Origin of the sequence: Candidatus Accumulibacter sp. ACC003 (assembly GCF_907163085.1) — a bacterium.
Classification (GTDB): Bacteria; Pseudomonadota; Gammaproteobacteria; order Burkholderiales; family Rhodocyclaceae; genus Accumulibacter.
Genome location: NZ_CAJQTX010000002.1, coordinates 520,841 through 543,563 on the forward strand (window position 1 = coordinate 520,841; position 22,723 = coordinate 543,563).

Sequence of the window (22,723 nt, forward strand, 5' to 3'; positions counted from 1 at the left end):
GTTTGCGGCAAGCCGTCATCGGCCTGTCACGACCGCTACTTAGCATGCGGGCTTCCATGCGATGAGGAGAACCACCATGCTGCGCCCCACCCTGCTTGCCACCGCACTTGCCGCCGCCCTGGCCATGCCTTCGGCCCATGCTATCAACCTGATTGCCAGCGGCAGCCTTTCAGGTGCCCTGAACGACCTGTCGTCCACCAGCGGCGCGCTGGAAAATGGCGTAGCCGGCAACCTCCTCGGCGGCCTCGGTTCAGGCTTGGCCTGGGCCGGCGGCAATACCTTCCTGGGGCTGCCTGACCGCGGCCCAAATGCCACGGCCTGGAATGCCACGGTGGCCGACACCGCGTCCTACATCCCCCGCTTCCAGACGCTGACGCTGGCGCTATCGGCGGCATCAAGTGGCGCCCTGCCGTTTACGCTCACGCCGAAGCTAACCGCGAGCACGCTGCTGCACAGCAGCACGGCTCTAAACTACGGCACTGCCCCCTCCCTGGCCAGCAGTGGCAAGAACTATTTCACCGGCCGCTCCGACGCCTTCGATCCGACGCAGAACTCCCTGAACACGGCCAATGCCCGGCTCGACACCGAGAGCATCCGCGTCTCCAACGATGGCCGAAGCGTATTCATCTCCGACGAATACGGCCCCTACGTCTACCAGTTGGACCGCAGCACCGGCGAACGCATTCGGACCTTCACGCTACCGTCCAACCTGGCCGTGGCCACCCTGGGCCCGACCACGGCCAGCGAAGGCGCGCCCACCAACAGCAGCGGCCGCGTTGCCAACAAGGGCATGGAAGGCCTGGCCATCACGCCCGACGGCGCCATGCTGGTCGGCATGATGCAGAGCGCGCTGCTGCAGGACGGCGGCGACGGCGCCCGCTACAACCGGCTGGTGACCATCGACATCGCCACCGGCAGCACGCATGAGTACGCCTACGATAACCGGATCACTGGCAAGAACTACAACAACAGCGAGATCCTGGCGCTCAACAACCACGAATTCCTGGTGCTCGAGCGCGACGGCAAAGGTTTGGGCGACGACTCCAAAACCGCCTTCAAGCAGGTGCTGAAGGTCGATATCGCAGGCGCCCAGACGGTCGACAACGACAGCGGCGTTGCGGCGCTAAGCCTAAAGGCGGTCAAACCAAGCTTGTTCCTGGATCTGAAGGCCGCGCTCAACGCCCACGGCATCACCGACGACCAGATCCCGGCCAAGCTTGAAGGCATGGCCTTCGGCGATGACGTAGTAATCGGCGGCGTGACGATGCACACGCTGTTCGTAGCCAACGACAACGATTTCCTGGCGGTCACGCCCGCTGGCCTGGACAACCCGAACCAGTGGTTCGTTTTCGCTTTCAGCGACGCCGATCTCAACGGTTCGGAATTCGTGCCGCAATCCATCAGCACCGTGCCTGAGCCCGCCAGCTGGGTGCTGATGGGCCTCGGTCTGCTGGCCGTGGCTGGCCACCGTCGCCGCGCAGACACGTCGCGCGCGATATGAAGGGCCGCTGAACGAGCTTTGTCTGCGCGGCGACTGGGAAAACGCTGACTCGATTTCTTTGCCGAGGGCGTGCAGGCAAGCGCCGCGCGGGCGCTGGGGATCGTCGCCGAACTACGCAGCGCCAGCGCGGGCGCTTCTTCAGCTACCGGCGCTACGTCGAGCTGCTGAACGCCGACCTGCCGCCAAGCGCTACCTGGAACGAAGCGGCTGATCCGCGAGTTGGGCGCTACCGCCGTAACGGAGCCGAATCGTTCGCACCGACCAGCGCCGGATCGCTGGGCGCTAGCCATGACGAACTGTGACAGCGACCGCTGACAGGTCCGCAAGCTTTGCTGCACGCGCTGGCGACCATCCGCGCGGGGCTGAAGCTCAGCGAGATCGACGCTTCCGCCGACCAGGCGCGGCAGACGCCGCGACAAGCCGATTGTCGCCCCGGGCGATGCGTCGAGCGTCGCCTTCATGCTGCACTCGAACTCGACGCGGGGGGTTGCCGCGCTGGTGCCGCAGCCATGGGCACATCGCCATCGCAAGAAGAGTGTTTGCGCGCCCAATGTACTGCTACGCTCTGTGGTGACGACGCTCGCCACTGTCGCCGGTCCGCCAGTGCCGACCTGTGCGGCGCCCAGCGAAGCCCCCCGCAATCTTGCCGTCGCCCGGTATCTGTGGGCCATGTGGCTGGCGCGCCTCTATGAAGGCCGGCCACTGCGTTGCCCGATCGACCACAGTCAGATGCCGATCATCGCGCTTCATCGACGGTGCCGGCACCGTGACGAAGATCCTCGACCACCTCGGCGGATCCGTCCAGCCAGCACGCAATACCGCAGCGCGTGTGCCACCGCTGCGGGAGGCGGCAGCGGCGGAACAGGCGCGCAACGATTCTCGGTGGATTCGTCAGCCCAACCCGCAGCGGAGATCGCGTCGATCAGCACATCGCGTGGTAGGTGGGTGGGTGGCGAAGCTCGTGCCCGAAGCCGTGCCAGGCAGTGCTTGCGCTGCTATTCGCCAGGCCCTTCTGTAAATTGAAACGCATGCCGCCCAAAAATCGGCGATTGACCAACTTATCAGCCGTCAGCTATAAAAACATTATATTTCCCCAAAGCCCATTGCACTTCCTATCCTTCGGAGTCCGGCTGACAATGCCGTAAAAAAACCTGGTTGCGGAACGAGCGCAAGCTCAGAGCACGCCGCGTAAAGTGATTTAAATATTGGCGGCACCCTCTGTGCGCGCGGACTGCAAATCCCATGGCGCGGGACAATAACACACCGTGACACCAAAGGAGTTAACTATAACCATAGGCCGCGGGGCGATGGCTCTTACGCTCCGAGCACAAATAGCACAGGAGGTGAAGGCATGGAACATTTCAAGGTTTGGGCACCCAACGCACAGAGTGTCGAGCTGGTGACGCGCGACAAGCAGTCGTTCCAGCCATCAATCCGACTCGAAAAAACGACCCAGACCTATCGTGGCAAGGCCTTACCAGGGTATTGGCAAGTACCTGCTCACGGCCTCCAGAACTTGCCGCTCCGCGACGGAGACGGTTACTGGTTGCGAATTGTCCTGGATAACGGTGAAACCCGCTATCGAGTCGACCCCTACGCCCGCGCCATGCAGCACAGCGAGTCCTATTCGATACACAAGGATCCGGCGCGCTTCCCATGGACCGATGCTCAGCATCGCCCGACTGCCCGAGGCAAGATGGTCATCTACCAGTTGTTCCAGGGTGGCTATGTCGGTCGCGGCGACGGGAGCTGGACAGATCCCGCCGGGAACAACTACCACTTCACCTGGGACCAGAAGAGAAAGGGAGATTTTCCACAGCTGCGCAAGAAGCTGGACTATATCCAAGCTCTCGGAGTCAACACGATTGAGCTGTTGCCAATTAACGAGTTCAGCGGGGATAACTATATTGGCTACTCGCCAGTCAGCTTCTTCGCTGTCGAGTCTTCGTACGGCGGCGTGATCGGTGACGGCAGTTCATACGATGATCTGAAAGCCTTCATCAACGACGCTCATTCGCGCGGCATCTCCGTGATCGCCGACATCGTGTTGAATCACTTCGGTGCCGCCGGTAATTCTGGCCCACTGTGGAATTTCGATTCAACGACAACGAACATCTACTTTAGCGGTGAACAGGCCTCGAATCAGGCGGGAGGCACCTTCGGCATGGCGCCCAACTGGGCCCGATACGAAGTGCAGAAATACATCGAAGACGCGTGCCACTACTACCTAGCCGAGTTGCACTTCGACGGTCTCAGGTTCGACTTCACCTCACAGATCGTAAACAAGAACTCCGGTAGTGGAGACGATAGTGGCAGCAACGTGCTTCGCAGGCTGATCGCCGGGCTCAAGAACGCCGACCCCGAGAAGACACTCATGTGCGAGCACTGGGACGAGTATACCGGCAGCTATAGTCGATGGATGATGGAACATATCGGCTTCGATGCCGGCTGGTTCAACTTCCGCAAAGAGCTACAAACGACCCTCAAGCCGTACCAGCAAGGCGTTGAAGGAGCCCTGGCGCATGCCATCAACGGCGGCGACTACACCCACGCCCACAGCCGCGTTGTGTATGCCAACAATCACGACGAGTGCTGGTGGGACGGCGGCCAGAACCAAGATAAATTCTACCCGGTGACGCAGTTTGGCTGGCGAGGCGACTACTGGGCGCAGAAGAAGTCGCGCATGATGTACGCCTTGGCCTTCTTCGTTCCAGGCGTTCCTTTATTCTTCATGGGTGATGAGTTCGCAATGGAGGGCAATTTCAACGATGCCCGTAAGGATCACATCCTGAACTGGGACCTGGAGCGGCTGCCGCCAGGGCCTCAGTTCAAGGCCATGTTCCAGCGCCTGATCGAGATCCGCCAGAGCTACGATCCACTGACTCGAGAGGGGACAAGCTTCGAGTGGCTACACTATCCGCAGGACGGCTGGTTCGCCTTCAAGCGGAAGTGGGAAGCAGCGGTGCTTGTGGTCGCGGGAAACTGGACGGGTGAGGACAAATACCACTACGGCGTGCCAACGAATGGTGAAACGGGCCGGTGGACTCAGATCTTCAACAGCGACTCCACGCACTTCGGTGGCGACGGCGTAGGCAACTACCTGAACGATCCGAACTCCAACGACGCCTCGATGACCATCAACATCCCCAAGCAGGGAATAGTCGTCATGGCGCGGACGTCGATCTGAAAACGGCGAGGTATCCTAGGTCGTATTCACCGTCATTCCTTACTGAAACTACCTCAAAAACTAGCTGGAGCCAAACGTTCGGCCGCCTCCTGCTGCATTCCCGCTGTCATGAACCCGCCCTGCAGTGGCGGCGGAACGCTTGCTCGAAGCTTCGGGGATTGCACTGAAAAAGGCGGGCAAGGATTTCCGCAGGCGCTGGTCCTGCCACGAAGACACCACTTGACCGCGACGCTGCTGTACTGCTGCGCCAGGTGCCTGTTTTATATACCGCCTCATATCCCGCCCGCAGCCCGGAATCTGTGGGCCTGCTGCTGGCGGACCTGTCTGCAAATCGCAACGCTTGCCGGCTCAAAATCGGCGATTGACGGCTTTATCCTCTAAGGACAGAGAAATTATTTTTGCCGAAAGCCCATTGGATTAACTATTTTTTTAGCGAGACCTTCGGCAAACTGGCTTGTCTCCCGGAGGGCGATTGCCACAGCCCCAAGAGTCCGCCTTGGATTCAATATAGAAAGTCCGCAAAAACCACGACGGAGGATATCGTAATGCATCGGTCTTACATCCGCTTTCCTGTTTTTCCGACTAGCGTGCTCATGCTTACAGCGTGTCTAGCCACCGCTCCCCAGGCCCATGCCGCGGCGGAACCAAATGGCTCGTATCGCTATACGTGTTCCGGCATATCGATTAGCGATGATAGCCTAATCGCGACTTGCCGCAAGCTCAATGGGACGAGTCAGCCGACTACGCTGGCGAATATCAGCGCTTGTCTGAACGATATCACCAAAGATGGAGATATCGGCAACATCGACGGCAACCTAGTGTGCCTGCCGGATCTGCCAAAGCCGGATCCAGCAGTGCCATTTCCAGTATCGGAGACTACGGTTAATAGATGGGTGTACGACAACGATACAGGCGCGATTGTCCGGCACGGCTGGGGAATTTGGGCGGGCTTGACCCACACCGTCGGCCTCGTCAACGGCACACCTGTGCGCGCCTTCGAGACCTGGGCTACAACATCGAATATGTTGTACCGGATCAAATCAGGCCAAACCTTACTACAGATGGAAGCCGCGGCACCCAGCCGACAACCGGTGTTGGATCTCGGTATCCCGAGACAATTTCACGGCTTGACCAAGGAACGCAAATTCAAACTGCTCGGCCGTGAGGAAATCGCCAAATCTAATGTCGGCGATACCAATATCTTCGTCTCCGTCGCCTATAATCCGCCGGCGGCAAAACATGCAAACGGTAACAAGCTATTTCTGCAAAGTACGCTGGACACCTTGCTGAAGGAAGGCTACACGGAAATCCCGAACTTCCCCAACAACGCCATCACCATCAAGCCGGTGTACAAGATCATCCCGCAGAACACGGCCAATGGCATCTACACTTTCCCGGGCTGGCCGGGCACGCCGAATCCGGCCGTCGCCTTTCCCGAGGAGAACTGGAACAGCTGCGTCTACGTCAATATCAACGGCTCCGGCGCGGGTGGTAACAGCATTGATCCTGGATGCAAGGGGCGCAGCGCTCAGAACACGTTCTTCCTGAATAACTTCATCCATCAGAAGCTCACCCAGCAGGATGTGCAATTTCTGAAGACGCAACTTAACTTGACGGCCAAGGACGGGGACTACGCCATCCTGGTGGGCATGCACGTGACCACGCGAGAAATCAAGCGCTGGGCTTGGCAAACATTCTGGTGGTCCGCCAATGCCGACAAACCCTATCCGCCCAGCGACGACCACATCGCGGCTGCGCGCCCGATGAAATACCTGGATGCAGCCGCGCAGCATTATGCCATGTCCGTTGCCTATAGCATGGTCGCGCCCGCGCAACCAATTACCAGCGGCGAAAATGTCGGCGCCTCGGTGATTGGATATAATCCTCACCTGGAAGCCGGTTTCGATCCTTCTGTTTTCCAGATCGTGCGCGCCATCAACGGGACCATCAAGAATGCATATGGCGTCCAGACCAATTGCATGACATGTCATAACCTGGCGCTGTACAACCCGAAAACCGATTATTCCGTCGGCGAAGGGCAAAATCGCCAAACTCCGTACGGCACGGACTACTATATGAGCCTGACGGACCCGATCTTCAACGCCACATTGAAGCTCGACTTTGCTTGGTCCATCTTGGGTGTTTTGGAGTTGGACGAAGCCGCTACGCGGAGGAAACCCCGGTGCTGTCGTCGCGTTGACTCAAGATGTGACCTCGCCCCTCATCCGAGGGACGTTCATGACGAATGCGAGGTTACCGCAAGATGGAAGAGATGTCCGCTGTCGCAACGACGATTTTTGACACGAACTACGAGCTGCACCAGAAGCACCTGAAGCTCAAGGGCTTGCAGCCGAAGACGATCGACGCGTATTCGCGCGCCGTCCGCCGGGTGGGAGATTACTTCGCTCATCAGATCGACGATCTGAGCGAGGCCGACCTGTTGGATTACTTCGCCGACCTGCGTGAGACGCACTCCTGGAGTTCGCTCAAGCTCGATCTGTACGGGCTCAAGTTTTACTACGAGCACGTGCTGAAGAAACCCTGGGTGGCGCCCGGTCTGATCAAGCCGCCGCGCTCGCTGCGCCTGCCGGACATCGTCACGGTCGAGGAGACCGAGCGGATTTTTCTGGCCACGCAGGTGCTCAGTTACCGCGTTTTCTTCTTCACCCTCTACAGTCTCGGCCTGCGCCTGGGCGAAGGCTTACGGCTGACGGTCGCCGACATCGACGGCGCGCGCGGGCGGGTGCATATCCGCGATGCCAAGGGCAACAAGGATCGCCTGGTGCCGCTGCCGACGGCCACCTACCGACTCCTGCGTTGTTTCTGGCAGCGCCACCGTAATCCCGTTCTGCTGTTTCCCAATCGCCGCGGCGGCTTGCCAGGTGCGAGCAGCGCCAGGACACCGCTCAATCGCAGCGGCGTTCAGAAGGCACTGCGGGCGGTGGTCGAATCCTGCGGGCTAAAAAAAACATTTCGCCGCACAGTTTGCGTCACGCCTATGCCACGCACCTGATCGAGGCGGGCGTCGAGCTCACCGAGGTGCAGAGCATTCTCGGCCATCACTCGATTCTCACGACGGTTCGCTACACCCATCTGACGGATCAAACCCGGCATCACGCCATCGACCGCATCAACGCGCTGATGGACCGCTTTTGTCTGAGCAAGGGGACGCCGCGATGATCCGCCTCGGCTCTGTCATTGCCGAATTCGAAGCGGACTTCATGACGCAATTTCGCCACCGCCTGAGCTTCGATCAGCTTCGGGCACTCTCGGCGATGCGCGATTGCCGCGGCCCGGCCAGCCCGATGATGCAGCTCCAGTGCGAAGGCTGCGATCAGCAAAAACTCGTTCCGCATTCCTGCGGCCATCGCCTTTGCCCGCACTGCCAGCACCACGAGAGCCAGCAATGGCTGGAACGTCAGATAGAGCGCCTCGTCCCGGCCGACTACTTTCTGCTGACCTTCACGCTGCCGGCCGAATTGCGCGGGCTCGCTGCGGCGCACGCCGACGTCGTCTTCGATGGCTTGATGCGCTGTGCCTGGGAAACGGTGCACCGCTTCAGTCAGAACGACCGGCAGTTGCAGGGCACGCCCGGCGCCATCGCGGTCCTGCACACGCACTCGCGTCGGCTCGACTTCCACCCGCATGTCCATCTCGTCGTCCCCGCGGCAGCGATCGATGCCGCGAAGCAGCGCTGGCGACGCAAGCGGCGCGGCAAGAACGGCACCTACCTGTTCAACGAGAAGGCGATGGCCAAGGTCTTCCGGGCCAAAATGCTGGCGGCGATCGAGGCGGCCGGCATTTGCCTGCCGGCGTCCTATCCGCGGGAATGGGTAGCGCACTGCAAATCGGTGGGCAGCGGCGAGAAGGCCCTGATCTACCTCGGTCGTTACCTCTACCGCGGCGTCATCCGTGAACAGGACATCCTCGCTTGTAAGGATGGGCGGGTGAGCTTCCGCTACCGCAACGCACAAACCGGCAAGTCGGAAAAGCGCTCGCTAGCCGGCGCCGATTTCCTCTGGCTGATCCTCCAGCACGTGCTACCCAAGGGCTTTCGCCGCGCCCGCAATTTCGGCTTCCTGCACGCCAACTGCAAGCGCCTGATCAGTTTGCTGCACCGCTTGCTGAAGTTCGATCCCAGCCGCTTCACGCCGCCGCGCAAGGAGCGGCCAGCGATGCTTTGCCCGTGCTGTGGCTCCGTGATGTCAATTGTCCGGACGCGTATTCGATCAACATCGCCCGCCTTCGTCGCTGCTCCACCGCTCGTCGCGATCGCTGCCTGATCGTGTAAGCCGCCTTCACAGCGCTGTCCGGCCGCCTTTGGGACTTCAGTTTCCCCAAGCTGAGTGACGGGGTCGCCCGGAGTTCAGTGGCCGGGACGCCAAAACGGCCGGATTTGCGCGATCTTCGCTGACGGTGCCGCAGCGCGCGGCGACGGCCCGCTCCCCGCCCTTCGGCATTCATGCCTGCGGGGTAAATCCAAAAAAGATATTTGCAGAGGGCGCGCCCAGCGCTCCGGCCCGGGCTCGTCCAACAAACGGATCAGATCGTGGCTTCGCACGATCTATCCTTATTCGTTGGACGGCCACTCGAAGTAAGCCCAGGGTCGGCGCAGCGGTAGTGCGCCGACCGTTTTCGGGCGTGTGCCCAGGCATCGCGGAGAGTGCAAGACGGTGGGAACGTTGCGCAACTACCTATGAGCAATACTGGTCGGCCTATCAACGACCGGAGCACACCATTCGTTTGCATGATCGCGGCGCGTATCAGGGCCTCCGCACTCGGATAGCATAGTGCTTGTTGTCATACTCGATCAGCGGAAAATCGTTAACATTCATGGGCTTATGACAACCACTTGTAAACCCTGTTGAAATCAGGTCTACTCTCGTCTTTTGGACGAACGAAATGACTGTGACGACGGGAGTGAGCCTGATGTGCTGCTTGAGGGAAGTGGACGACCCGCGCAGACCCAGCAACGGGACGCTGCATGACTTCCAGGAGATTTTGGTGATTGCCATGGCAGGGGTACTCTCGGATTGTGACACCATCGAAGACATCGCCTACTGGGGGCGCCGGAAAGAAAAATGGCTGCGTGAATTCCTGGTGCTCAAGAACGGGGTTCCCTCCACGGAGACGTTTCTGCGGGTGTTCCGAGCGCTTGACCCGAAGCAATTTGAGGTCGCGTTTCGCCGCTGGGTGGCCGGGGTGGTCGGCGCCTTGCGAGGCAGCGTCGCGTTCGATGGCAAGACGGTGCGAGGTTCCGGCAGTGGTGGCGAAACCGCGATTCACATGGTCAGCGCCTTCGCTACGGAATTGGGTATTGTCCTCGGCCAGGAAAAGGTCGCCAGCAAGAGTAATGAGATCACCGCCATCCCGGAACTCCTCAAGGCACTGTATATCAATGGGTTGCTGGTCACCATCGACGCCATGGGCTGCCAGAAAACTATTGCTCGGCAGATCACGGATCAAGGCGGTGACTACCTGCTGGCGGTCAAAGGCAACCAGCCGACGTTGCTGGAAGCCATCGAGACCGAGTTCATCGACCAGTATCAATCCGAGGCCGTTGATCGCCACCGTCAGGCCCGCAAGTCCCATGGTCGAATCGTCGGACAGATCGCCTCGGTCTTGCCTGCGCAAGGACTCGTTGATCTGGCCGATTGGCCGAAGTGCCAGACGATCGGCCTGGTCGACTCCCTGCGCAAGGTTGGCGACAAGGAATCGAACTTCGAGCGACGCTACTACATCAGTTCTCGTGCCTTGACCGCCGAAGAGCTGGCGGCCGCGGTGCGAGGCCATTGGGGCGTAGAAAACCGCCTTCACTGGGTGCTCGACGTCAGCTTTCGTGAAGATGCCAGCACTGTACGCAAGGACAACGCCCCACAGAACCTCTCCCTCTTGAAGAAAATCGTTCTCAACCTGATTCGTCTGGATACGACCGACAAGACTAAAGCCAGCTTACGCTTGAAGCGCAAAGGAGCTGCTTGGGATGACGATGTCCGGATGACGATGCTGGGCCTCACACCGCTATGACAGCCGAGTGCGGAGGCCCTGCGGCGCGTATCGATGATGGAGACTGCGAGGCCACGCGTTACGGCAACACGATTCTCGCGGAAGTCGATAGGCGTGACGGAGTTCTTTCCTGCTGGTTTGATATTCGTGGATATGGCGCTATCCCGACACGGCGCCGCTGTTCCTGCGCTGCGCACCTTGCCGCAGGTGTTTCGGAATCACCAGGGTAATTTGCGCGAACGCATTGGCCTCCGACACGCCCTGGCGTCCTCGCAAGCGACCACCTCAGTCTGTTTTGAGATGGGCTCTTCTCGCCTTGTGATCGGCGAGCTTGCGGCCTTCGCCAGCCTCTTCAAGCCACAGGAGCGTGTCCACATACGAGACAAATCGGCTGAGGTAGTCCGGCGACAAGTCCCGCAGTGCGGCGAGAGATCGTATGACCAGCGCCTGCGGGTTCAGTGGTCCCGGTGCTTCAGGGCCATCACTGATGACCCGCGCTACCAGTCGGTCTGAATCAAGCTTTACCAGTAGCTCTCGGAAATCTCGCACCGAACTCGATTCGATTGCCCGACCGCCGCGGCAAGCTTCACCGAAAACCGCGAACTGCTGGGTGTCTTCAGCCGCCAAAATGCCCGCGCGAGCTTTTGATTTTGCCAGACCCGACGCCTGCAGCGCGGCGTCTTCGCGTTGTCGCAAGACGTCGTTGAGAGAGTCCGCCTCCGCATGCGCGGCCAACGAGCCCTGGTTAATCTCGTTGGTCAATACGGCCAGCGCGCTGACTTCCTGCCCGTCGTGTTTCGCTTCTCGCCCTCCGTTGAGCTTGGCTGCCAGGCGGTTAACTGCCGTGAAGTCACCATCATCGAACAAGGATCGAATACGATCGGCGGCTTCGGGAAACTGGGTAGAAACCCTCTCAACGAGACTTGCAGCGCAATGTTCTGCCTTTGCATAGTCAGCCTGATAATTGGCTAAAGCAATGCGTATCTTCCGTTCCAGAATCACGCGTACCGATATTTTTCTTTCGAGCGCCCTCGTGGCCATCGATTCAATAAGCTGGAACCGAAGCGGATCCAGCTTACGAGCACTGCTTTTCGCCAGACAGGAAACAAGCAGTCCGAGGTCGGCGGTGTCAATTGCCGCCAGGCGAGACGACAGCGAAGACTCCTCCTTGCTGGCAATAGCAGAGGGAAGCGTATCAGTCATCTGACGATATCAGCGCCTCTTTCTGATTACTGGCCCGCGGCACTGGTGCGATCTCCACGCGTCGATTCAGCGATCGCCCCTTCGCGTCGTGATTGGAAAATACCGGTTGCTGTGAGCCAAACGCCGCCGCGAATACCATCGCTGCCGGCATGCCATCTTCGATCAACGCCCGGGTCACGGTCAGCGCACGTTCCGCCGACAACTGCCAATTATCGTCGTAACGACGATTTCCCTCCTGAATCGGTAGGTCGTCGGTAAAACCACTCACCATCAACAGCTGATCCCTTTGGTCAAGATAAACCTTGAGTGGAGCAACGAGCGTTCGCAGTAATTCACGCCCTGCCGGCTGCAATTGATCTGAATTCAATGAGAACAACACACTACCGCTGATCGCGATGCGCCCGTCACGCAGCGTCACGCGTCCCGTGGCCAGTGGATCGGCCAGCGCTTCTTCAAGAGCAATCCGTCGCCGCTCCTCGACCTGACGCTTTTCGACTTCGTGTTCGAGTGACTGCGCAAGCTCGAGTTGGAAGCCAAGCGCCCACACCAGAAGCAAGACAAAGACACCGACCAGCGCAGACATCAAGTCGCCAAAAATCGCCCAGATCGGGGTGTCCTGAGAGAAGCCATCTTCCAGCTCTTCCATCAAAGCACCTCTTTGGCTGCGGGCTCGGGAGCTCTTTGCACCCGCTGGCCAAGCTGGCGTAATTCGTCAAAAATGCTTTTCTGCGACAGCATGCTGTGATCGATTATTTCCCGGGCCTGGGCGACGTAATACGCCAATTGCTCATCACTTCTCTTGCTCGATTTAGCCAGCGATTTCTCGATGCGATTGAGGCTTTCTACCAGCTTGCCATTGGCTTCGTTGAAAAGCGTAACGGCGAGCCCGAATGCGTCGCCGTGACTCGATGTTTCGATCGTGCTGACGGCAAAATCATCGGCGATCGTGGACAGCCTCGACACCTCTGACGCCACATGACCTGCAAATTGCGAACCGACACCTTCAAGCGTGCTGACTGAAGATCTGACCAGTGACTCAATCGCTTCTCGCTGCCCGCTGGTCGCGTGTTGCAAGGAAACCAAAACGGTATTGAGCTCTGTCATGATCCGTTGTCGCTCTTCAAGCAGGGTGTTATCTCGTACAATACTGTTCGACATTTCACGGCGAAGCTGATCAATGACTTCGGCGGCAGCCCGTGGTGTCTCCGAGGCCGTCTGGATAAGGCTGGCAATCGGTTCTTCGAGCTCTTTCGCCAGACTCGCCAATTGTGAAGCTACTGTCGACTCGAGGCCGGCGAGGCTATCGAGCGCGGCCTGGCCGCGACGTTCTTCATCATTTCTGAGTGCCTGCAACTCGCTCCGCAGGGTCGATGTCAGCTCACTCATCCGCTGGCCATGCCCCTGCAGCCACGACGCTTCGCCTTCTATCCTGGCCTGGATCAAAGCCTCGGAAGACTGCAACAGAGAGCGCATTTCATTGAGCGTCGCACTGAAGTTTGCGCGGGCATTATCTGACATTTCACTGGCAGTTTTTTCGAGCGTATCGCATAACGCCTGGCTTTGCATGCGCGAGCGCTCAGCCGCCTGCTCGAAGGACTCGGTCCACAGTTCGAATCGCTCCCTATCGAGCAACTGCTGACGTTCCAGCCAGCTTGATGAACTCTGCTCGAATGATTCCAGTAGCGAGCCGGTCACCCCTTCAAGTTGCTCCCGAACAGTGGCGCTCAGTTGCCGATGAGTCGTCCGGGTTTCATTGCCAATATCGGTCACTACGCTTTCGAGCAGCGGCTTGATGCTTTCAGCAAGCTGTCTTCCGCTCTCTATCGCCTGCCGACCACTCTCGGTAACGCTTTCCGCGAGCGACTGACGCAGCGAACTGGCGAGCTCGGAATAGGTGCCTTGTACCGACAGATGGAAGCGCTCCTGATTGGCCAGCAACTTATCGCCAAGATTATCGCCCATTCGCTCCATCGCACTCGCCAACGCGTGCAGTCTTTCTGCCACCTCGGGAAGCGCGTTCGCTTGCAGCTGCATGGCTTTTAAAGTCTGTTGCCGAAGGTGGGCCAAAGAAAACTCACGAAATATCGTGCTGATCTTGCCATCCAGCTGTCGCGTCGCGAACATTCTGTCGCGTCGGCTTAGAGTGGCAATCAGTCCCAGCATCGCCGACGCCGCGACGCCGGCAACGGAGGTGCCAAAGGCCAGCCCCAGCCCCTTGATTGGCGCAGCCAGGCCGGCGCGAATGGCCAGTAACTCGGTCGTTCCTTCCAGCGCGGCTACGGCGCCATGCAGTGTATCGACCATGCCAAGAAACGTTCCAAACAAACCCAGCATGACCAACAAGCCCACCAGGTAGGGTGTAATCACGGGCGCGGGCAAGCCCACCCGTTCTCCTTCAATACGTAGCCGAACCGCGTTTTGCAGCGACGGGTGCAGCTTGCCCAGCCATTGCTCAAGAAAATCAGGCGCAGCCATCGGCGCGGTTCCCGACAATCCGGCGAGCGCATTGGTGAGCGTCGACGTGGCTTGCCGAAAGCGTACGATCTCCATAAAGCCGACGAAATAGACGCCGCCAATTAGCGCCGTCACGGCAAGCCCCAGCACGTTCGAGCCAGTGAAAACCAGGCCCATCCAGGCAATCGCCGCCGCTCCCAGGAGGAATGCTGTCGCGAAAAATAATCTGCTCATCAAGCTCTTTCTACCTCTTCCTTAAGTGCCTCTATCAGTCCCAGCACCGGCTGTATGCGAACTTCAAGCTCGGCCAGCAGCAAACCCTGCATTTCCCCGGTAAATTGTTCAAGCCACCCGCCTGCTTGACTCCACAAACGCCAATCGCCTTCACCGTGCTCACCATCTTGGCTCGCAACCACCTGCTGGTGCTGCAGATACAGGTACTGAAAACGTCTTTCAAGCAGGCGTGGTATTTCGGCGAACAATTTCTGCGTGGGCGCAGAAAGCGCCTCGTCGAGCGCGGCATCGAGGACGACCAACTGAGCAAGCCTCGATGAACGACTTGAAACTGCTGCCCGGGTACTGGCCCTAAGCTTGCCGAGTTTGACGGCGATTTCTTTTTGGCGACTCACATAGAATAGCTGGTAGCGCCCATATTTCGTTAGCTCTGCCGCGGATATAGCCGCCGTTACCAGCGGCAGGCTTGGCGGCGCCACACCCACACCCGCAGCCGGGACAAAACTATCTATTATCGATTGAACTATCGTTGTGCGAACCCGGATAAACTCGTCTACCAGCGACTCCGTGGAAACCACAGTGGCAGTCTTCGCGCAGGGTTTTGATGCCGTCGCCGCAAGACCGACATGTACTCTTGACAGAGCTATCGAGCCAGACAGATCGATTAGTCGGCCAAGGCGTTCAGCAAAGTGCTTATGCGAAACCTCGACGCCCGTAACGGTGAGATCGGATAAAAAACGAATCAATCTGGAACTGGCCAGAGCTGTTGGCGGCGGCACTTGAGTCATGCGAATATTGGCAAGCACATCGCTTCAGGAAATATGGCTCAATAAAATCAAGGATCTCGAAAACCAGCGTCAGGGCTGTGTTTCCCCATTCTCATGCCAAGGATTTCGTACTCGGACAGCATGGGTTATGATTATCCGCAACCCGAGGATTGCGCGCAACTCAACGACGGCTTCACGCGCATCTTCTCGGCGCGCCTCATATCATCATGGCCGAGCGGCCTGCGTCAGACCGAGATGGGGTGCGCAAGAGCGTTCAAGAAACACGTCAAATACCCTCATAAACAATATATTTTTGCGTATGTTTTTCGAGCGCGGAGACCCTGCTAACCTAAGCTGCTGGCCCCGATTTGCCTGGCTTTTTCGTAGTAACGGTAGAGTCGAGATGTGGCGCGATAGCCGTAGGTTCGGCTTGTCTGTTTCCGTCCCTTTCGTCTGACGGTGCCCAAGTAGCCTGGCCATAGCTTCGTTTCCACATCCCGCTCATCGAACCGGACGTGCAGTTCTCCCGCATCCGGCTCTCGGACAAGACATCATGCTTTCGCCCACGGAAGGTCATGGGTTCAGGCTGGCAAACGGATCAGCCCCACCTGTTGGTAGAGGTATTGATCGGGGTAGCGCGTCGCCCCATTGCCGCAAACCTTGTGCTTCTTGCACAACCACCGGCGGAGCCGCTGCTTGACATGGGTGTTGATCGCCCGATAGGCCGGGCTGACAGAGGGCCGAGGCAGAAGTAATTCACCCAGCCAGTCAGTTTGCGATTCAGACGTCCCACGACAAACTCGGCATCCAGGAGGGTTCGACAACGGTCAGTTTCCTGGTTGACGCTTTCCACCATGCGTTTGATGCTCTTCTGCGAGGGCCGAGTGCCAATGTAGGCGCGCCCGGTCGTCTGGTTGTAGCACCGCCCGAAGGTGTATCCCAGGAAGTCAAACCGCTCTTGCGGTAGTCGATACAGGTGTGTCTTGTCGTCGTTCACTGTCAGCTTCAGTGTCGCCATCATGCCTCGCATCGCGTCCATGGCATTCTCTGCCCGGCCTTTGCAGCAGATGACGAAGTCGTCCGCATAATTGACGATTTGCGCCGACCAGCGACGCGCATACCCCAACGTCTTCCATCCGAGGATGAAACGCCGCATGTACAGATTCGACAGCAGCGGTGAAATTCGGGCCCCTTGCGGGGTGCCGCGCCCGGTGTCCCGGTTGGACGTGGTCCGTTGCCGGTGACCGTGTCCATCGTCTTCTTCCACAGGCGCTTCCAGCCATTGCTTGATGAGGTGCAGAACGTGCCGATCGACAATCCGACGGGCGACGCTCTTCATCAGCTCAAGGTGCGGAATGCTATCGAAATAGCCGGATAGATCCGCGTCTATCACTGGCCGGTGTCCCGTGTTCAATAGACGATGAACCGCTTGTACCGCATCCTGCGCCTCGCGCTCTGCCCGGTAGGCGTACTGCTCCGGCTGCAGATCGGCTTCAAAGATAGGTTCCAGCACGAGCATGGCCGCCGTTTGTACGACTCGGTCGGTGATCGTCGGTATCCCCAAGGGGCGCAGTTTGCCGTTCGGCTTGGGAATCCAGACCCGTTTGACCGCTTCCGGTCGGTAGTCTTTCTTCTTCAGCCGTTCCGCCAGTTTCCCAAGCCAGCGTTCTTCTCCATAGGCTTCGATGTCTTCAAAACGCACTCCGTCCGCCCCGGCTGCTCCCTTGTTGGCTTTGCAGCTTCGGTAGGCATAGTCGAGTACGTCTGGTCGATGGACCTTGTCGTACAGGAGGTAGAACCGGTACCCGGGTTCTTCCTTCGCTTTGGCATGTAACGCCATCTGCAGTTTCTGAACGCTTATTGGAGTTTGCAGGTTGCCCAATCTCCTGTCCCTTTCCGCTTCTTGCGTTGGTCTTGAACTGAGGCCCCTTTCCTCCATCGGCATTACCCGACTTCAGCGGTACTACGGGCCTCTCCGCCACCCCATCTCGCCCGGCCTGTCCCTCGCGGGCGTCCGGTTGGTCTTGCGCTTGACCACGTGATGGGGCTTCCCGTGTTGCGTCTGCCTTCCTCTTCCACACATGCCGTCACCAATACCCCGGCGGAACCACAGACTGCGTTTCGCTCGCATTCGCCTGCGACGACGGCCTTCCCCGTATTAACGGCGGGTCGGCTTCCGCATCACCCTTTTCGAGGCCTGCTCAGTGTTCAATCAAATTACGGCCTGCATGTTCGCCAAGTTCCTTAAAGAACCCTCTATACCGGAGGCTTCAGCCGCTTCGTTACCTCCACGACTGCTCCAGTTGCTACCGGCCGGAGCGAAAGTTGCCGGGCGGGATTCGCACCCGCTGGAAAACAGCGCCTTGGCACGGCGCACAAGAAATTACTGATTTAATCGGGAACCTAGCTTGCCGTGAAAATCGATTAAATCAGAGCTGCCGTAGCATATAAATGTAAGACTACAGGCAAATTCAACAAGCGGGCGCTTACTGTCGTTTTTCAATCGGCATGCCGACGTTAAAACTGACCAGCCAGTCGGTGCGCGGCACTATTTTTAATAGGCGATTTTTCACTACCACAACCAGTGATGCTTCCTAATTCCCATGCGATGATTTATCGGTGACCGGAGATGGTTTTTAGGTGGCGAATACATGAGGCCGTCGAGGCCTCGACTTCGCAAAAGCCAAATAAAGTCCTCGTCAAAAAAGCTAGTTCTGTATGCGTGTTGCGATAGGTCAATGTCCCCGAATGCATTTACTTCGAGTACTTTTGGGCCTTCCGAACAGAGAGCAATGTCCCATCCCGGACAAATGAATCCCGGAAACCCTTTCTGTGCGTCAGTTACCAGATCGACAACTTCATTCCAATTCGGAATTTTGAAGCCCACAATTTCAGCCTTTGTTGACGGATGTATTGGAATCTCGGTTTGGTGCAACCCAACTCCGGAAATGGCACGAATGACTTTACCCGTCTTGACATCCACGGCAGCGAGCATATTACCGCTAGCCCCATGCTCAAAATTGTCCGAGTCCCGCAGCCCAGCATTTATCTTAAAAATGACTTTTGTAATTTTAACCTCATTCTTAGCAAAGAATGTATGAATACGAAGGCCCGATATTTTATTTGACTTGGTTAACGCGAAAATGTCTTGATGTGGCGCGAGTGATTCTTGGAATATCCACCCGAGCGTACGACCTTCGTCAAGTGATGAACAAAAATCGTTAAGAGATTCTTTACGGCCGTTGCCGAATATTACGTTGTGTCCGTCAAACCCGGTGATGAGCAAGTTACCTCTACCATACGACCCGAACGACCTTTTGATATATAGAGGAAAGCTGCCAGGGTCCGTGAAAAATGCAGAAACATCTACTAACGTTTGCAATTGAGGAATTGATGATGGCCGCATTGAACGATATACGGCTTTTATCTTGGGCACAGGAATCTTGAGGCCCGACATAAGTGCGTACATTGTAATTTTGTCTAGGCTCAGGAATCGTGAGTAGTCATCAACAAGGATGTCTTCAATTGCTGCTTGCGTTCTCTGCCCACCGAATGACGCCTTCTCTGGCCATGAAAGGTCGTTCATATACAACCGAAAGTCAATGTATTCAGACAAGCCTAGTTTTGTTCGAGAAACGCGCAGCCGCGCTGCCTCAATGAGCAGTGAAGATAGCGACCGACTTGACAACGACGCGGCTTGTTTATATGTATCGATTAGTGTCATGTTGTTGGCTCGTCACGGGAGTATAGCGAAGGAGACTCTGAATTGTGCAAAAGACATGAAGTGCTAATAATTTAATAGGGGAGCCGTTGATCGATTAACCAGCGATACGTTATTTACCCAGAGATTCAGAATCTCGTTTCACATAACGCTATGAGGCCCAGCCTGTTTATCCGGACATCGCCGTCTCGAGCAGCTTTTCTGCGCTTCAAGCGCAAGCTGGCTTTGGTCTTGTCGGTCGTATCCCGACGAATCAGATCTCCACAGTTCGTCAGTCCATACTGAACTTCTTTTCTGTGTGCCTGCGGCACACTTTCCACGCCGCAATGGCCTCGCACCGCGGCCACCAGTTCTTCGGCGGTCAACGCACGAGAACTGATGTAGTAGCGCCGCTCGAAGTTCGATTCCTTGTCGCCGACCTTGCGCAGGGGGTCGACCAGGCCGATCGTCTGGCACTTCGGCCAATCGGCCAGATCAACGAGTCCTTGCGCAGGCAAGACCGAGGCGATTTGTCCGACGATTCGACCATGGGAGTTGCGGGCCTGGCGGTGGCGATCAACGGCCTCGGATTGATACTGGTCAATGAACTCGGTCTCGATGGCTTCCAGCAAGGTCGGCTGCTTGCCTTTGACCGCCAGTAGGTAGTCGCCGCCTTGATCCGTGATCTGCCGGGCAATAGTCTTTTGGCACCCCATGGCGTCGATGGTGACCAGCAACCCCTTGATATACAGTGCCTTGAGCAGTTCCGGGATGGCGGTGATCTCATTACTCTTGCTGGCGAGCTTTTCCTGGCCGAGGACAATAGCCAATTCCGTAGCGAAGGCGCTGACCATGTGAATCGCGGTTTCACCGCCACTGCCGGAAACTCGCACCGCCTTGCCATCGAACGCGACGCTGCCTCCCAAGGCGCCGACCACCCCGGCCACCCAGCGGCGAAACGCGACCTCAACTTGCTTCGGGTCCAGCGCTCGGAAGACCCGCAGAAACGTCTTCTTGGAGGGAATGCCATTCTTGAGCACCAGGAACTTACGCAGCCATGTTTCCTTCCGGCGCCCCCAATAGGCGATGTCTTCGATGGTGTCACAATCCGAGAGTGCCCCTGCCATGGCAATCACCAAAATCTCCTGAAAGTCATGTAGCGTCCCGTTGCTGGGTCTGCGCGCGTCGTTCACTTCCCTCAAGCAGCACATCAGGCTCACACTCGTCGTCACAGTCATTTCGGTGATCCAAAAGACGAGAAAAGTGGCAGCGGCAATGATTTAGGCATCGATTTGCAACCGGGTATTATGCCCAATGCTGGTATGCGACGCAATGAGACGATCGAATCGAGGCGAAGCGCCTGGCAAGGAGTTCCGGCGAGCGTTCGCATATCGCATGACGCATGCAAGGCGCCGCGCGCAAGGCCAGATCCCGGCCGTGCCTGGCAGCCGCTGCCGACCAGTGCAGACCGCCGGAGCGACCGACGCCGAAGGCCAGGAAGACAGCGAGACTGACACGCGCAGGTCTGGCAGCGCCGACGTCCGCTCACTCCAGCAAGCGCGAAGCGCGCAGGACGCGTCGTTCGACAGCCACTCTCTGGACATCGTCACCGCCCGGGTTGAGCAGCGTAAACCAGCGCCGCGCGCGCGTGATGCCGGTGTACAGCAGTTCGCGCGTCAGAATCGGATTGGGCTTTTCCGGAAGCACCAGCGCGGTGTGCGTGAATTCGGAGCCCTGCGACTTGTGCACGGTGAGCGCATAGACCGTTTCCACGGCCTGCAGCCGACTCGGCAGGACCCACTTGATGGCGTCGGAGCCATCGCCGGCGGGAAACGCGACGCGCGCGACCCACTCTCCGCTCGCCGCATCCGTAGTGGGGAGCAGGACCGGGACCGCAAGCGTTATCCCGATGTCGCCATTCATCAGGCCGAGCGCGTAGTCGTTGCGGGTGACGAGAACCGGGCGACCGGCGTACCAGTCCTGCGTTGCCGGAATCAGCCCGGCCGCGTGCAGCGCCAGGGCGATGCGCTGATTGAGCCCGTCAACGCCCCACGGGCCGCGGCGCAGCGCGCAGAGCACCTGAAACTCGCCGTGCGCGCGCAGGACTTGCCGCGCCCAGCTGTCGAAGGCCGGCTGGCCGGCGCTGGCGACTGGGCGTTGACGATGCAGCGTTTCAAGGTAATGACGGTAGCCGGCGCGCCCGCCGCCGCTGACACCTTCACCGCCCCCCGCGCCGCTGGTCGCCAGCGGCAAGCGCCCATCGATCACCAGATCGTTGAACGCGGCGGCGTTGCCGGCGCCAGGTGAAAGCATCGCCAGGTCGGCAGCCGGCGTCCGCCAGACTCCTTGCACGGCCGCGAAGTCGCCCGCGTTGACCGCCGCGGCGAGCCGTCCGATGCCGCTGCCGGTCGCGAAGCGATGACTGAAGCGCAGCATGGCGACAGTCTGGTCGAGTGCCGAGCCGGCTTCGTCGAGCAGCTGTGGGTCGATCGTCTGGCCGCAGACGCTCGCTAGCCAGGCGCTCGTCTGCGGCGTGTAGTGGCCTTCGCCGGCACGCCGGCACAACTCACCGAGCACCGCGCCGGCCTCGACCGAGGCCAGTTGATCCTTGTCGCCGAGCAGGATCAGGCGCGCCCGCGCCGGCAGCGCGGCGAGCACGGCGGCCATCATTTCGAGGTCGACCATCGACGCTTCATCGATCACCAGCACGTCGAGCGCCAGTGGCTGGCCGGCGTGATGGCGAAACAGGCGGCTATCGGGCCGGCTGCCGAGCAGTCGATGCAGCGTGCTGACGGCGACCGGGATGGCGGCGCGAATCGCCTCGCCGTTGCCGAGATCGGCCAGCGGCAAGCGCGCCAGCGCGCCGGCAATCGACTCACTGAGCCGCGCCGCCGCCTTGCCGGTCGGCGCCGCCAGGCGGATCCGTAGCGGCCGCGCCGGGCGGCCGCTGGCCGGCGCGTCGGCCAGCGCCAGCGCCTGCAGCAACGCCAGCAGCTTCACCACCGTCGTCGTCTTGCCGGTACCGGGACCGCCGGTGATGACACTGAAAGCGCTGCGCGCGGCGAGCGCACACGCCAGCTTCTGCCAGTCGGCTTCGGCTTCGGCGGCGTCAGCTTCGGCCACTTTCGGGAACAGCGTCGCCAGCACCTTACGCAGTGCGTCCACCGGCAGCGCCGTAGCGGACGCCGCGGCCGCCTGCAGGCGCTGCAAAACGCCGCCGCGTACGTCCTGCTCGTATTGCCAGTAACGGCGCAGGTAGAGACGCTGGGCGACGAGCACCAGCGGCGTCGCACCGACGCCGTCGCCGACCAGCCGGGAGTCGCCAAGCGCCGCCAGCCACTGGCGCAGCTGCACGCCCAGCAGCACTTGTCCGGGCAGCTCGACGGCGTCGCTCGGCTCGGCACCTTCGGGCGGCAATGACAGCGCCAGCGTTGGGTCGGCGAGCGTCGCCGCCAGATCAAGGCAAGCGTGGCCGCGCCCGAGCTGGTGGCTGGCCAGCGCGGCCGCCAGGATCAGCAGTGGCGGTGCGTCGGGCGCCTCGCGCCACAGGAATCCGGCAAAGGCCGCGTCGACCGCTCGCAGCCAGCCGTTCTCAGCCCAGGCGCGCAGCGTGTAGCGCATGCGCTCGCTGGCGCTGCTGCCGGCAGGCGCCGTGGCGCTCGCTTCGGGCT

13 protein-coding genes and 1 pseudogene are annotated in these 22,723 nt (G+C 59.2%); 6 read left to right on the forward strand and 8 right to left on the reverse strand.

The genetic code is table 11. The annotated features are described in order from the left end of the window. Nucleotides 1-76: 76 nt before the first annotated feature. From QZ656_RS06045 to QZ656_RS06070, 6 genes and pseudogenes are all read left to right on the forward strand, one after another. Complete coding sequence (locus QZ656_RS06045; RefSeq protein ID WP_291992536.1) at nt 77-1,501, forward strand: esterase-like activity of phytase family protein; 1,425 nt, start codon at nt 77-79, stop codon at nt 1,499-1,501. 1,351 nt (nt 1,502-2,852) lie between these two features. Next, on the forward strand, nt 2,853-4,688 hold the full coding sequence (locus QZ656_RS06050) for an alpha-amylase family glycosyl hydrolase (protein WP_291992537.1): 1,836 nt from the start codon (nt 2,853-2,855) through the stop codon (nt 4,686-4,688). 545 nt (nt 4,689-5,233) lie between these two features. After that, nucleotides 5,234-7,021, forward strand: coding sequence for a hypothetical protein (locus QZ656_RS06055; protein WP_291992538.1), 1,788 nt, complete (start codon nt 5,234-5,236; stop codon nt 7,019-7,021). Beyond that, nucleotides 6,961-7,868 (forward strand): annotated as a pseudogene (locus tag QZ656_RS06060) (site-specific integrase). Before QZ656_RS06055 ends, QZ656_RS06060 begins: the two are co-directional and overlap by 61 nt. Then, nucleotides 7,865-8,971, forward strand: coding sequence for a transposase (locus QZ656_RS06065; RefSeq protein WP_291991620.1), 1,107 nt, complete (start codon nt 7,865-7,867; stop codon nt 8,969-8,971). The pseudogene QZ656_RS06060 and the gene QZ656_RS06065 overlap by 4 nt, the downstream one beginning before the upstream one ends. A gap of 646 nt (nt 8,972-9,617) precedes the next feature. Further along, nucleotides 9,618-10,715 carry an ISAs1 family transposase gene (locus tag QZ656_RS06070; protein WP_291991628.1) on the forward strand — a complete coding sequence of 366 codons (1,098 nt, stop codon included), beginning with the start codon at nt 9,618-9,620 and terminating at the stop codon, nt 10,713-10,715. Nucleotides 10,716-10,979: 264 nt separating this feature from the next. Here QZ656_RS06070 and QZ656_RS06075 read toward each other — a convergent pair whose 3' ends face one another. The 8 genes from QZ656_RS06075 to recD all read right to left on the reverse strand — a co-directional run bounded on the left by QZ656_RS06075 (nt 10,980) and on the right by recD (nt 22,673). Further along, nucleotides 10,980-11,897 carry a DUF2894 domain-containing protein gene (locus QZ656_RS06075; protein ID WP_291992539.1) on the reverse strand — a complete coding sequence of 306 codons (918 nt, stop codon included), beginning with the start codon at nt 11,895-11,897 and terminating at the stop codon, nt 10,980-10,982. Continuing rightward, nucleotides 11,890-12,543, reverse strand: a complete 654-nt coding sequence (locus QZ656_RS06080; protein ID WP_291992540.1) for an OmpA family protein — start codon at nt 12,541-12,543, stop codon at nt 11,890-11,892. The genes QZ656_RS06075 and QZ656_RS06080 overlap by 8 nt, the downstream gene beginning before the upstream one ends. Beyond that, entirely contained in the window at nt 12,543-14,585 is a 2,043-nt protein-coding gene (locus tag QZ656_RS06085) for a hypothetical protein (protein WP_291992541.1), read from the reverse strand. The genes QZ656_RS06080 and QZ656_RS06085 overlap by 1 nt, the downstream gene beginning before the upstream one ends. Beyond that, the gene (locus tag QZ656_RS06090) at nt 14,585-15,373 is read right to left on the reverse strand and encodes a DUF3348 family protein (RefSeq protein WP_291992542.1); all 789 of its coding nucleotides are present in this window, start codon (nt 15,371-15,373) and stop codon (nt 14,585-14,587) included. Before QZ656_RS06090 ends, QZ656_RS06085 begins: the two co-directional genes overlap by 1 nt. A gap of 577 nt (nt 15,374-15,950) precedes the next feature. Further along, the gene (gene ltrA, locus QZ656_RS06095; RefSeq protein WP_366522112.1) at nt 15,951-17,234 is read right to left on the reverse strand and encodes a group II intron reverse transcriptase/maturase; all 1,284 of its coding nucleotides are present in this window, start codon (nt 17,232-17,234) and stop codon (nt 15,951-15,953) included. Between the two features lie 690 nt (nt 17,235-17,924). Further along, nucleotides 17,925-19,076 (reverse strand): sugar-transfer associated ATP-grasp domain-containing protein, encoded by a 1,152-nt coding sequence (locus QZ656_RS06100; RefSeq protein ID WP_291992543.1) that lies wholly within the window; start codon nt 19,074-19,076, stop codon nt 17,925-17,927. Nucleotides 19,077-19,201: 125 nt separating this feature from the next. Then, nucleotides 19,202-20,263: an ISAs1 family transposase gene (locus QZ656_RS06105; RefSeq protein ID WP_291992645.1), complete on the reverse strand. Its 1,062-nt coding sequence runs from the start codon at nt 20,261-20,263 to the stop codon at nt 19,202-19,204. A gap of 334 nt (nt 20,264-20,597) precedes the next feature. Next, nucleotides 20,598-22,673, reverse strand: a complete 2,076-nt coding sequence (recD, locus tag QZ656_RS06110) for an exodeoxyribonuclease V subunit alpha (RefSeq protein ID WP_291992646.1) — start codon at nt 22,671-22,673, stop codon at nt 20,598-20,600. Nucleotides 22,674-22,723: the final 50 nt, after the last annotated feature.

Bases quoted from the DNA above. Each gene is read 5' to 3' on its own strand.
- QZ656_RS06045 (WP_291992536.1), top strand. From the start codon at position 77: ATGCTGCGCCCCACCCTGCTTGCCACCGCACTTGCCGCCGCCCTGGCC.
- QZ656_RS06080 (WP_291992540.1), bottom strand. From the start codon at position 12,543: ATGGAAGAGCTGGAAGATGGCTTCTCTCAGGACACCCCGATCTGGGCG.
- QZ656_RS06090 (WP_291992542.1), bottom strand. From the start codon at position 15,373: ATGACTCAAGTGCCGCCGCCAACAGCTCTGGCCAGTTCCAGATTGATT.
- QZ656_RS06070 (WP_291991628.1), top strand. From the start codon at position 9,618: ATGTGCTGCTTGAGGGAAGTGGACGACCCGCGCAGACCCAGCAACGGG.
- QZ656_RS06050 (WP_291992537.1), top strand. From the start codon at position 2,853: ATGGAACATTTCAAGGTTTGGGCACCCAACGCACAGAGTGTCGAGCTG.
- recD (WP_291992646.1), bottom strand. From the start codon at position 22,673: ATGCGCTACACGCTGCGCGCCTGGGCTGAGAACGGCTGGCTGCGAGCG.
- QZ656_RS06055 (WP_291992538.1), top strand. From the start codon at position 5,234: ATGCATCGGTCTTACATCCGCTTTCCTGTTTTTCCGACTAGCGTGCTC.
- QZ656_RS06100 (WP_291992543.1), bottom strand. From the start codon at position 19,076: ATGACACTAATCGATACATATAAACAAGCCGCGTCGTTGTCAAGTCGG.
- QZ656_RS06065 (WP_291991620.1), top strand. From the start codon at position 7,865: ATGATCCGCCTCGGCTCTGTCATTGCCGAATTCGAAGCGGACTTCATG.
- QZ656_RS06085 (WP_291992541.1), bottom strand. From the start codon at position 14,585: ATGAGCAGATTATTTTTCGCGACAGCATTCCTCCTGGGAGCGGCGGCG.
- QZ656_RS06105 (WP_291992645.1), bottom strand. From the start codon at position 20,263: ATGTGCTGCTTGAGGGAAGTGAACGACGCGCGCAGACCCAGCAACGGG.
- QZ656_RS06075 (WP_291992539.1), bottom strand. From the start codon at position 11,897: ATGACTGATACGCTTCCCTCTGCTATTGCCAGCAAGGAGGAGTCTTCG.